Origin of the sequence: Pseudoalteromonas sp. SCSIO 43095 (assembly GCF_023650455.1) — a bacterium.
Lineage (GTDB): Bacteria > Pseudomonadota > Gammaproteobacteria > Enterobacterales > Alteromonadaceae > Pseudoalteromonas > Pseudoalteromonas tetraodonis.
Map to the genome: position 1 here is coordinate 2,578,324 of NZ_CP087995.1, position 11,618 is coordinate 2,589,941.

General features: G+C 40.1%; 10 protein-coding genes and 1 tRNA gene. 3 read left to right on the top strand and 8 right to left on the bottom strand.

The window, feature by feature from the left end:
• Nucleotides 1-87: 87 nt before the first annotated feature.
• Nucleotides 88-627, bottom strand: coding sequence for a DUF2058 domain-containing protein (locus LOC50_RS12140; protein ID WP_010391699.1), 540 nt, complete (start codon nucleotides 625-627; stop codon nucleotides 88-90).
• A 194-nt stretch (nucleotides 628-821) separates the two neighbouring features.
• Between LOC50_RS12140 and LOC50_RS12145 the strand changes: the two genes are divergently transcribed.
• Nucleotides 822-1,970, top strand: coding sequence for an MFS transporter (locus LOC50_RS12145; RefSeq protein WP_069439781.1), 1,149 nt, complete (start codon nucleotides 822-824; stop codon nucleotides 1,968-1,970).
• Here LOC50_RS12145 and LOC50_RS12150 read toward each other — a convergent pair.
• Both LOC50_RS12150 and LOC50_RS12155 read right to left on the bottom strand, forming a co-directional pair.
• Complete coding sequence (locus tag LOC50_RS12150; RefSeq protein WP_036980343.1) at nucleotides 1,937-2,437, bottom strand: prolyl-tRNA synthetase associated domain-containing protein; 501 nt, start codon at nucleotides 2,435-2,437, stop codon at nucleotides 1,937-1,939. The two genes, LOC50_RS12145 and LOC50_RS12150, sit on opposite strands and share 34 nt — an antisense overlap.
• Nucleotide 2,438: 1 nt before the next feature.
• Nucleotides 2,439-2,825, bottom strand: coding sequence for a hypothetical protein (locus LOC50_RS12155; protein WP_036980346.1), 387 nt, complete (start codon nucleotides 2,823-2,825; stop codon nucleotides 2,439-2,441).
• Nucleotides 2,826-2,990: 165 nt separating this feature from the next.
• Here LOC50_RS12155 and LOC50_RS12160 point away from each other — a divergent pair.
• Nucleotides 2,991-3,066: transfer RNA gene (locus tag LOC50_RS12160), tRNA-Ala, on the top strand.
• Between the two features lie 178 nt (nucleotides 3,067-3,244).
• On the opposite strand, the gene LOC50_RS12165 is transcribed toward LOC50_RS12160, so the two are convergent.
• Both LOC50_RS12165 and proB read right to left on the bottom strand, forming a co-directional pair.
• Nucleotides 3,245-4,492: a glutamate-5-semialdehyde dehydrogenase gene (locus tag LOC50_RS12165; RefSeq protein WP_036980348.1), complete on the bottom strand. Its 1,248-nt coding sequence runs from the start codon at nucleotides 4,490-4,492 to the stop codon at nucleotides 3,245-3,247.
• Entirely contained in the window at nucleotides 4,489-5,595 is a 1,107-nt protein-coding gene (gene proB / locus LOC50_RS12170; RefSeq protein ID WP_036980350.1) for a glutamate 5-kinase, read from the bottom strand. The genes LOC50_RS12165 and proB overlap by 4 nt, the downstream gene beginning before the upstream one ends.
• Nucleotides 5,596-6,456: 861 nt before the next feature.
• Between proB and LOC50_RS12175 the strand changes: the two genes are divergently transcribed.
• Complete coding sequence (locus LOC50_RS12175) at nucleotides 6,457-8,316, top strand: cation:proton antiporter (RefSeq protein WP_036980353.1); 1,860 nt, start codon at nucleotides 6,457-6,459, stop codon at nucleotides 8,314-8,316.
• 132 nt (nucleotides 8,317-8,448) lie between these two features.
• Here the strand turns inward: LOC50_RS12175 and LOC50_RS12180 are convergent, their stop codons facing one another.
• The 3 genes from LOC50_RS12180 to hflC all read right to left on the bottom strand — a co-directional run bounded on the left by LOC50_RS12180 (nucleotide 8,449) and on the right by hflC (nucleotide 11,613).
• Nucleotides 8,449-9,087 (bottom strand): tetratricopeptide repeat protein, encoded by a 639-nt coding sequence (locus LOC50_RS12180; RefSeq protein ID WP_013466021.1) that lies wholly within the window; start codon nucleotides 9,085-9,087, stop codon nucleotides 8,449-8,451.
• Nucleotides 9,088-9,211: 124 nt separating this feature from the next.
• Entirely contained in the window at nucleotides 9,212-10,525 is a 1,314-nt protein-coding gene (locus tag LOC50_RS12185) for an adenylosuccinate synthase (protein ID WP_024601937.1), read from the bottom strand.
• A 209-nt stretch (nucleotides 10,526-10,734) separates the two neighbouring features.
• Complete coding sequence (gene hflC, locus LOC50_RS12190) at nucleotides 10,735-11,613, bottom strand: protease modulator HflC (RefSeq protein ID WP_008113491.1); 879 nt, start codon at nucleotides 11,611-11,613, stop codon at nucleotides 10,735-10,737.
• Nucleotides 11,614-11,618: the final 5 nt, after the last annotated feature.

Here is an 11,618-nt window from a genome sequence, read left to right on the forward strand (position 1 = left end):
AAGGTTTGACGATCAATCAGAACAAATACGTGTATCTCTCATAAAACATATACTAGCTTGCTTTAACTGAGCAGATACTTAATAGGCTTACCAAATAAGATCGTCTGGCACTTCAAAATCAGCATACGGATCGTCTTCATCTTTGGCTTTATTTTCAGGCTCAACATGAAACACAATATACTTTTCATCCACCTCAGCCACTTTACGCGCAGGCTCATCTTCTAATACGTAAAACTGACCTTCTAACACACAAATAGCTAAACGCCCGCCCGAGAGCGCCTTTTGCGTTTGCTCATTCACATCAAGCCCTTTCACTTTATTTTCATAAGTGAAGTTAAAGGTACGCTCACCGCGAATTGACTCTTGATTATGATGCTCTAAAATTTGCTTAACACGGGCGACTTGCTCGCGCTGCTTTAATTCTTCTTGGCGCGCTTTATTGAGCTCTTCAGCTTTTTGCTGCTGCTCCAACTTAGTTTGCTGAATATGCTTTTGTAAATCGTTCGGGTTGCTCGTCGCTCCCTTCTTTTGCTTTTTCTGTTGCTTGCGCTTTTCTGATTTAGCAACTTTAGCTTTATGTGATGTTGTTAAACCAGCTTGGAGCAATTGCTCTTGTAGTGACCCCATGGCGTGTTCCCACTAAAAACGAATATTAATGCTATTTTAATCACCAACGAGCGTAAATAACAGCGCTATTGGTATTAATCTAACAAACTACTGAAAACAAAGCATGATTTAGCGCAATAAAGGTTAATTTATGAAAACCCTAGCAGTTTTGTATATAATGCAGCTCAACTAATAAGCAATGTTAACGGCAGTCGATGCGCTTACCTCACTTACTCTTTTGTTCTGTTTTCATTTTTTTTGTTTTATACGCACCACAGCCATTATTAAGTTTATTTGCTACTGAATTTAATGTTGCTCCTGCTGTTGCGGGCAGCTTAATGACGGCAACTATGCTGCCTTTAGCCATAGCCCCTTTGGTGTATGGGTTGTTTTTAGCCAAGCGAAACCCATTATTAATTTTACGCACTGCAATGTTATTCCTCGGTGTCGGCTGCTTATTATTTATTTATGCCCCTAGTTTTGAGCTACTGTTACTTGTTCGGTTTTTACAAGGGCTAATTTTACCTGCCGCTTTAACCGCTATGACCAGTTATATTGGTATGAGTTATCAAGCCGATACATTACAAAAAAATATGACGCTATATATTGGTAGTACGATTGTCGGTGGTTATTTTGGCCGAGTATTGGCTGCGCTCTTTAGCGACTTGTGGTCATGGCAGAGTTTTTATTACCTAATAGCAGCCATGCTGATTATTCTAGCGTTAAGTATTCCCCATAAACGTTTTAATCTCGTTAAATCAACCGAGGTTTTATCGCCATTAGATTATATAAAACAACTTAAAGAGGGCTCTGCACTTAAGCTCTATGGTGCCATTTTTTGTATGTTTTTTTGCTTTGCAGCATTATTAAACTACTTGCCTTTTATTTTAAAAAATACCTTTTTAATTAATAACACGCGCGACATTGGCTTTGTTTATAGTGGTTATTTGGTGGGTGCTTTGGCTTCTATTTTCACTCCTTGGCTATTAAAAAAAATGACTTCAGCCTGGCGATTGTTGGCCGCGGTATTCGTGTTTTATAACCTCAGTATTGTATTATTAATGAGTCATTCACTGTTGTTGTTTTTAATTGCATTCACACTCTTTTGTGGCGCTATGTTTGTAATTCATTCCACAGCGGCACCACTGGTTAATAAAATCAGTCACGCACCGCCAAGCGTTACCAACGGATGCTATGTATCATTTTATTACAGCGGCGGCGCACTGGGCTCGTTATTACCTGGGGTGGTTTATCAAGCTCATGGACAAACGGCGTTTATGACAACATTACTCGCTGTGTGTTTGTGTGGACTGGGGCTTATTTTGTGGGCTCAGCGCGATGGCAAAAACATCACCCGCGGCTGATGCTCAGTAAAGTCAAAAAAACGCAGTAAATCAGGCTTAGTTAATAACCATGTTTGGGTATTTTCAAACGGGTGGCAATGAAATAAATCGCCAAACCAAATATCTTGGTCAAGCCAAAGCGTTACATCTCGTTGCTTATCGTTAATTAAGCTGAGCATTGACACACAACCAGGTGCAACCTTTAAGTACTTAGCCAAGCGCTCATTAGAGGCAAACCCTAAGCGCGATAGGCCTTGCTGTTTAGACAACGATTTTAAATCGAGTTGTTTATCATGCGCGGTGATCACTAAAAAATGGCGCTTACCTTCGTTATCTCGCAAAAATAGATTTTTTAAGCGTGTTCCAGGGCGATTCACCATCAGCTCGTCGGCATCTAAGCTGCCATATAGCGCTGGATGTTCTATTACGTCATATTCTATATTTAGTTGGGCTAACACCGCCGCTAATTTTTGTTTATCCGCTAACATACTACAAACAACGCCCTCTTAATTGCACACTTAAATCACGCCATAGTACTTCGTTTATTTCATGCTTACCTGCACAATAGTTACGCTGTGCTAGTTCTTTATTAAGAAACTCTACCGCTTGATCTTCTAATTGTAATTTTAAAACACTCGACTCTTCAAAATGCTCTTGCTCAGCAAAACGCTGAACATCACTGCGGGTTAGTTTTTTATTGATATTAATTTGCCCACGACTTTTAGCCTTTACAGAAACCACATAAGCAAAAAGCTTGTTACCTTGCCCATCAAGGGTGTCATAAAATTGTTTATTATTAATTTCGTAGGGCGGTTCATCTACTGAACTGGCACAACCAAAAAGGAAAATCATGAAAACTAACGCGTATTTTTTCATTATGTATTGTCGTTTTAGTAAATATTGAGCTCGAGTTTAACAAAAATTAGTTAAAACGGAAAAATTTGTGAAAAAATACTTGACCAAAATCGTAAAAATATTTAAAGTTCACCCCGCTTGAGACTCAGCACTTAAGCATTTACATTATATGTAAATTAGGAATGTGGGGCTATAGCTCAGCTGGGAGAGCGCCTGCCTTGCACGCAGGAGGTCAGCAGTTCGATCCTGCTTAGCTCCACCACTTTCCTACTCTCTCCTTTAAGTAATTTCCTTTTTTTATATTCTAAATAAATTCTCTGTTAATCATTTTTTGTCCTGTTTTAATCTTTATGTTTGCTTAGTTGTTTGATTTTGCTAAATCGAGATCAAAAATGCCGAGCAAAAGCTCGGCATTTATATCGTTTATAAGGTTGGGTAAGTTATTCGCGAACTTGACCAACACCATTAACTAAATATTTCTCAGTCGTTAGTGACTCAAGCCCCATTGGACCATAAGCATGCAGCTTAGTCGTTGCAATACCAATCTCGGCGCCTAAACCTAGTTGTGAGCCATCAGAGAAACGTGATGACGCATTAACCATAACAACCGATGCATCCACACTACGTTGGAATAACTCTGCCGCAGCATCGTTTTTAGTACAGATAACTTCGGTATGATTTGAGCCAAATTGAGCAATGTGCTCAACGGCTGCATCAAAGCTTGGCACTATACGAATAGCAATTTCTAAATCTAAATATTCTTCACCAAATTCGTTATCTGCAAGCACAGTGGCATTATCAAAATACTCAGCCGCTTTGGCATCAGCATTTATTTTTACGCCTTCTTGGCGAAGCACTACCGCGCACAGGTTTAAAAACTCATCAGCAACATCTTGGTGTACTATTAACCCTTCTAAGGCATTACATACGCCAGTACGTTGAGTTTTACCGTTAAGTAGTAGATTAAGTGCCACTTCTAAGTCTGCATCTTTATCTACGTATAAATGACACACGCCTTTAAAGTGCTGAATAACAGGAATTGTACTGTTTTCTGTTACATAGTTAATAAGCCCTTCACCGCCACGTGGAATAATTAAATCAATACTGTCGCGTTGCTGCATTAATTCCATTAGTAAAGCACGGTCAGGATCTGGAATAACTGAAACTAGCGCCGTTGGCAAACCATGTTTAGTAAGCACGCTGTGCATTACACTAGCAATGGCTTGTGAGCTTTTAAGCGCTTCTTTACCACCGCGCAAAATAACACCATTACCCGACTTAAAGCACAATGCGCCAGCATCAGCCGTTACATTAGGTCGTGCTTCGTAAATCATGCATACCACGCCCAGTGGTACACGCATTTTTCGGATTTTAATGCCATTTGGACGTTCAGTGATATCACGTAACTGGCCAACCGGATCATCAAGTGAAACAATCACTTCGATACCTTCAGCCATCGCTTCAATGCGCTCATCATTCAATGTTAAACGGTCTATCATTGACGCTGCTAAATTATTGTCACGCGCAGCGCTTAGGTCACTTTCGTTTTCTTTGATTATAAATTCTTTTTGATCTCTTAATGCCGCTGCCATATCGGTTAACACGTTGTTTTTAGTCTCGGTATCGAGTAAAGCAAGTGTATGTGCAGCTTTTGCTGCTTGGCGTGATATATCCGTAATTAAACTCATGAATTCTCCAATAATGCGATATCTTTTTCTGAAATAATTGGTCCAATTGAATCCTGCATTTTTTCGCTGAATTCACTCTGCTCGTTGTCTGCAATAAAGTTTAACAAGCAGCTACTGTAATTTGCTGTGGCTTTAGCTAAACGCGTACCATCTTCACTGCGAACTAAGATAGTATCGCCCACAGCAAACTCGCCATGTACTTCCTTGATCTCATCGCCTCGTAAACAGCCGTCTTCGCCTTCTAGCGAATCATCAAATGACCCATCGACAACCACTTCACCTTGTTCATTTGCGGTATGTGTCATCCAGTGAATAGAGTCTTGCATTGGTTTTTCATAAGGCAAGAACACACTACCTGGATTTTCGCCCGCTAATAAACGAGTAAAGGTTTCTTCTTTAAAGCCATTAATAATATACGTTGCAATACCATGTGATGTGGCTTTTTCTGCCGCTTCAATCTTGGTTTTCATACCACCGGTGCCTACTGCACTGGTAGCACATCCTGCCATAGCATAAATAGAATCATCAATTGATTTTATTTCAGGCAATAATACGGCATCGTCATGCAGATTTGGGTTTTTGTCATACAGCCCATCTACATCTGAAAAAATCATTAATGCGTCGGCATCAGCGGCTGCTGCCACCATCGCTGATAAGTTATCGTTATCACCCACTTTTAAATCATCTGTTGTCACCGCATCATTTTCATTAATGATAGGTAGCACGCCGTGTTCTAACAAGGTAAATACAGTTTCACGAATACTTTGATAGCGCTCACGGTCACGTAGGTCACCATGAGTTAATAGTAGCTGCGCCGAAGGAAAATCAAAGAAGCGATCCCACATGGCCATCATTTCTGTTTGCCCTGCTGCTGCCATGGCTTTTTTCATAACAACTGAGCGCGGCTTCTCTGATGGAAATAAATGCGAGCCTGCCGCTACAGAGCCTGATGACACTAAAATAACCTCTATACCACGTGCGCGACAGTGAACGATAAACTGTGCGATGGTTAACAAGTAGCGTGAACGACAGCCATCTTGATCGGGTGCAATTAAGGCACTGCCCACTTTAAGTACGATACGTCGCCAATTTAACTTTTGCATAAATGCTCAACTTTCCATTTTATTTGTATTCATCACACTGATGAATGAAACCAGGTCGCTATGTTTAAAACATAACGTCGAATTTGTTTATCATTGCCCACACTTTTTTACACACGCGTACACCGTCTCTAAAACCATTGTTTTAAATTGAGATGCAAAAAATAAATAGTATTAACCCAATAAAATTGGATTGTACTAACTAAAAAAATATAAAGTGTTGTTTATGTATCGCTGTAAAAAGCTGTGTGCGGCTTTTTTATTAACAACATACATAGAGCCTCTTAAGTCTGGTACACCAACAGATAGGGTGATGACTTAAGGACCGAGATTTAACCGCCACGATGGGGGTTAAATATTGAAAGGTAATAGTTCAACTCAAACTTTAATTTATATGCGTTAAGCAAATAAACACCTTGAGCAAAACTATACCAAAGAGTTCGGTAAATGATATTTTATGTTCGAAAATTATAAAACATCGCTGAAACAATCACTAAGAGAGTTAAGATGTTTATATCTAATACGTTTACTTACTTAAATAACAAACTTTATTAGATAACTAATTATTCGAACACGAAGTATAATACGTTAAAATAGCCGCTTAGATCAAGGCTAAAATTAAAGCTAAATAGGTCACAACAGACAAGGCATGCACATTTTTCAATAGATATCATAAAGTTAGACTACTATAAATAGTAATTATAGAGACTATAACTTTGATAACACTCTCAAAAAAGACGTTAACACTAAATGAATAAACATTATTTATTAGCTAAATTTAATTTACACGTGTATACACACTGTATTACTGGTTGGTAACCGTTATACTTTTAAACATTATTAAAATTAAGGAATTTTTACTCTATGTCAGCAATTTATATAGCCGGTATTGCACTGTGTTCAGTGTTAGCCCAATGGGTCGCTTGGGCGTTTAGAGTACCCGCTATTCTGTTTTTATTGCTTACAGGGCTTTTATTAGGGCCATTTAGTGGCGTATTAGACCCTGATGCATTATTAGGTGATTTACTTTTTCCTGTGGTCTCTTTGAGTGTCGCTGTGATTTTATTTGAAGGGTCCTTAACCTTACATTTTCGAGAACTTAAAGGGATCAGTAAAGTCGTCAGAAACCTCTGCTCTATTGGTATGCTTACAACTTGTATTGTTATTAGTTTTAGCGCTTATTGGTTACTCGAGTTAAATTGGCGCGTTGCTGCAGTACTTGGCGCAGTGCTTGTTGTTACGGGGCCAACCGTTATTGCTCCATTACTTAACTCGATGCGACCTACCCAGGATATCGATCGTATTTTACGCTGGGAAGGCATAGTAATAGACCCCATTGGCGCTTTATTTGCAGTACTAGTGTTTGAAGCCGTAATGCTGGTTGGTCAGGGTGAAGTACTTAGCCACACTATCGTTGCACTGGTTAAAACCGTTGGCGTTGGTTTAAGCATTGGTGTGGTTTCGGGTTGGATCACGACACAACTAATGCGCCGAGAATGGCTGCCATTTGAGCTACATAAGTTTGGTATTTTAGCGTTAGTGTTAATTAGCTTTTCTATTTCAAACCACATAAGCCATGAGTCAGGCTTACTGGCTGTGACAGTGTTTGGCATTTGGTTAGCTAATCAAGATGACTTGGAAATAGATTCGGTACTCGAGTTTAAAGAAGATTTGTCGATGATTTTAATCTCAACTTTATTTATTTTACTGGCTGCAAGACTACAACTCTCTGATTTAATGATGCTCGACAGCGACGTATTTATATTTTTAGCTATTGTGCTATTTATTGCGCGCCCATTGTGTATTGCTATTTCAACCTTTGGTACAGACTTACCGATGAAATCACGCCTAGTACTTGCTTGGATTGCACCTCGCGGTATTGTTGCAGCAGCCGTTGGTTCAGTATTTGCGCTGAGTATGATGGAAGCGGGAGTGGCCGATGCCGAAAAAATGGTGCCACTCATATTTACTGTTATTATTGTTACTGTGGTACTGCAGAGCTTAACGGCTATCCCTGTTGCGAAACTACTTGGAGTGCGTCAACCATCCCCTAATACTATTTTAATCATAGGTGCAAACCATGTATCGCGTGCAATTGCACGTGGCTTAAAAGAGCAAAATATTCCTGTTCATCTATCAGATCCTGCTTGGGAGAACTGTAGAATGGCGCGTATGGATGGCCTGCCTTGTTATTACGGTAACCCGCAATCGGAGCATGCTGAACGTTATTTACCTTTAACCACGATTCGCAGTGTTTTAGCGCTTTCACCTAATCGCCACCATAACGCATTAGGGGTGCAGTACTTCTCTCATTTATTAAATGAAAAAAATGTATTTTCACTACGTTCCTCTTCTTCGCACGCCAAAGCAAATAAAGACAGTGCGACGTTTTTATCACGACAAATTCTGTTTGGTGAGAACGGCGCATATGCACGCTTAAGCAGTGTTATTGCCAAAGGCGGTAAAGTGAGTGCAACACGTATATCTGGAGAGTTTAGCTGGCAGCAGTATTTAGAAATGAATCCTGAAGCGATCCCACTGTTTATTCTCAAAGGGGATAAAGACAGTGATGAAGACGCACCAGTGAAAATGAGGCCTTTTACCAGTGATATGGAAAAGCCACCACAAGAGGGTGAACGAGTTGTTGCATTGCAACCGCCTAAAATATCGCTATTAAAAGATCCGGCCAATAACAAAGCCAAAGACAATAAAAAAGACGAGTAATAACTAAAAAGCGAGAGTGCTAAAAAAGCACTCTCGCTTTTTTATTTACAAACCTAAACTCTGATTAAGAGATTTACTAACATATTAAATCATAGCCATAATTAGGTTTATTTTCTCTAGCCAGAGTTTAGGTTACATAGGTAAGCGCGCGCGAGTAACGACACTAGCTGGCATTTTTTCAGCAAGTTTAGTTAATGCTCGCTCTATTTTTTTATGTGTCGCTTTGTCGGCTACCGTGGTGTTAAACAGCCAACGATAAGCATCTTCAAAGTCTCTTGGACTTCCATAGCCTTGATTAAACAAGCCCACTAATCGTAATTGCGCTTTTAAGTTACCTTGCGCGGAGGCCTCACGGAGGTAGGTTATTGCCATGGCTTTGTCTTTTTGGACTAACTGCCCAACATCGTAATAGCGACCTAACTGCTCTAATGCTGCCGCTAAGCCCTGCTCAGCCGCTTTTTTCATGTAATACACACCTAAAGCTACATCACGCTCAACACACACCTTGTAGGCGAGCATATCACCGTATAAAAATTGATACGACGGCAATGCCATTTTATTGGCTCGCGCTTCTATATCTTGCACTAACTGGCAATTATCTGCCTTCACGCGGGCTAGATGAGTGTTCTCATTAATTAAAGCTATTAACTCAGATTCAGTATACAGCGGCACAGCTGCAGGGCTTTCTTCAGCTAAGCTATTGCTTATATTAAATAAAGAAAGTGTAAGTAGTGATAATGACCACACTGAGCAACGAGAAGATAAACGCATATTAACCACTTTAAAAATAAACTTACTAAATAATATACAAAGATCGTTCCACTATTAATAGGTGTGCTTTTTTATAGGCATAAAAAAAGCTGCACATGGCAGCTTCTTTTCAACATAAACCCAATTATGCAAATGGGCTACGAAGTATCATGGTTTCAACACGATCTGGACCTGTAGAGATAATATCAACAGGGACGCCAGTGATTTCTTCAATACGTTTAATGTAATCAATTGCTGCTTTAGGTAAACCTTCAAGCGATGTTACACCCACGGTATTTTCAGACCAACCAGGCATTTCTTCGTATACTGGTGTTACTTTATCGTAACCTTCAGCCGCTAATGGCGTAACGTTAGTCACAGTACCATCTTCAAGCTTATAACCAGTACAGATTTTAAGTGTTTCTAAACCGTCTAAAACGTCAAGTTTAGTTAAACAAAATCCTGAAATGCTGTTAATTTGAACTGCACGGCGCATAGCCACTGCATCTAACCAGCCAGTACGACGTAAACGACCAGTAGTAGCACCAAACTCATGACCTTTGTCACCTAAATGCTTACCTACTGGGTCTTGTTTTTCAAGGCCATCGTAAAGCTCAGTAGGAAAAGGACCTGAACCTACACGTGTTGTGTACGCTTTAATGATACCTAGTACATAATCAAGGTGTAATGGGCCAAAACCCGCACCTGTAGCAACGCCACCAGCAGTCGTGTTTGAAGATGTAACATAAGGATAAGTACCGTGATCGATATCAAGTAATGTACCTTGTGCACCTTCAAATAAGATGTTGTCACCGGCTTTACGCGTTTGATCTAAAAGCTCAGTTACATCAACTACCATTGCTTTTAAGATGTCAGCAACAGCCATTGCGTCATCAAACGTTTTTTGAAAATCTACTGCATCTACTTTGTAGTAGTTCACTAATGTGAAGTTGTGGTATTCCAATACTTCTTTTAACTTAGTAGCAAATAATTCAGGATTGAATAAATCGCCAACACGTAAACCACGACGTGCTACTTTATCTTCATACGCCGGACCGATACCACGACCCGTTGTACCGATTGGTTTATCGCCACGCGCTGTTTCGCGAGCTACATCTAATGCAACATGGAAAGGCAATATTAGCGGACATGCTTCACTGATTAAAAGACGTTCGCGTACTGGTACGCCACGCTCTTCAAGCATGCCAATTTCTTTCATTAGCGCTTCTGGTGATAAAACAACACCATTACCAATCACACATTTAACATTGTCACGTAATACACCCGATGGAATAAGGTGTAGAACTGTCTTTTCACCGTCGATCACTAAGGTATGGCCAGCGTTATGACCACCTTGATAACGAACTACTAAAGATGCTTTATCTGTAAGGAGGTCAACTACCTTACCCTTACCTTCGTCACCCCATTGGGTGCCTAGTACAACAACGTTTTTACCCATTGCAAATTCACTTAGAGAAAATTAGGACGAGATTTTACCAGAAAACTAAAGCAAAGTTCACCCCGTTTAGCTTATTTTTTCCTCGAGCCCTTAGTAAACATCAGTGTTTAGCTAATAATCACATAAATAACAGTAATTTATAAAATTAAAATTCAGATAACAAAAAGCCCTGCAATTGCAGGGCTTTTTAAATTTAACTAAAGCTATGATTACTGAGCTTTCGCGCCTTTCATGTATTGGAAGAAGTCGCTATCCGGTGATAACACCATCACGTCTTGCTTTCCTTTGAAAGTTTGCTTGTAAGCTTCTAAAGAGCGGACAAAGCTAAAGAACTCAGGGTCTTTATTATAAGCACTAGCGTAAATCGCAGCAGCATCAGCATCGCCTTGACCACGAACAGAACGCGCATTACGTTCTGCATCGGCAAGCATTACTGTTACTCGGCGGTCAACACCTGCACGAATCGTCTCTGCTTTTTCCTGACCTTCAGAACGGTGCTCTTTAGCAACGGCAGTACGCTCAGCACGCATACGTTGGTAAATAGAACTACTCACCTCTTGAGGTAAGTTAATTTGCTTAACACGTACATCAAGTACTTCAATACCCAGCTCACTAGCACTTTCAGAGGCTTGTACTAACGCTTCTTCCATCAGCTCGCTGCGTTCACCCGATACAATTTCACGAATAGTACGCGTACCAAAGTTAGTACGTAGGCCATTATTTACTTTTTGCTTAAGCAGTGTTTCAGCGTATTGCTTATCACCACGTGCACGCAGGTAAAAAGAGCTAAAGTCGTTAACACGCCATTTTACAAACGAATCAACAATTAAGTCTTTTTTCTCGCTAGTTACAAAGCGATCCGGTGTGCCATCTAGCGTTTGAATACGCGCATCAATGCGGCGCACTTGGCTAAAAAATGGCACTTTTAAATGTAGACCTGGACCATAAACTACCGCTTGATCATCGCTGTCTTTTTGTACTTTACTAAATAAAAGTACAATCGCCTTTTGGCCTTCAGAAACCACAAATACTGACGAGAAAGACATCACAATGGCGGCTAATAGGATTACTAAACTAAAGTTTTTCATTGCTC

Coding starts and splice junctions, on each gene's coding strand:
- LOC50_RS12140 (WP_010391699.1), bottom strand. CDS start 627: ATGGGGTCACTACAAGAGCAATTGCTCCAAGCTGGTTTAACAACATCA.
- LOC50_RS12145 (WP_069439781.1), top strand. CDS start 822: ATGCGCTTACCTCACTTACTCTTTTGTTCTGTTTTCATTTTTTTTGTT.
- LOC50_RS12150 (WP_036980343.1), bottom strand. CDS start 2,437: ATGTTAGCGGATAAACAAAAATTAGCGGCGGTGTTAGCCCAACTAAAT.
- LOC50_RS12155 (WP_036980346.1), bottom strand. CDS start 2,825: ATGAAAAAATACGCGTTAGTTTTCATGATTTTCCTTTTTGGTTGTGCC.
- LOC50_RS12165 (WP_036980348.1), bottom strand. CDS start 4,492: ATGAGTTTAATTACGGATATATCACGCCAAGCAGCAAAAGCTGCACAT.
- proB (WP_036980350.1), bottom strand. CDS start 5,595: ATGCAAAAGTTAAATTGGCGACGTATCGTACTTAAAGTGGGCAGTGCC.
- LOC50_RS12175 (WP_036980353.1), top strand. CDS start 6,457: ATGTCAGCAATTTATATAGCCGGTATTGCACTGTGTTCAGTGTTAGCC.
- LOC50_RS12180 (WP_013466021.1), bottom strand. CDS start 9,087: ATGCGTTTATCTTCTCGTTGCTCAGTGTGGTCATTATCACTACTTACA.
- LOC50_RS12185 (WP_024601937.1), bottom strand. CDS start 10,525: ATGGGTAAAAACGTTGTTGTACTAGGCACCCAATGGGGTGACGAAGGT.
- hflC (WP_008113491.1), bottom strand. CDS start 11,613: ATGAAAAACTTTAGTTTAGTAATCCTATTAGCCGCCATTGTGATGTCT.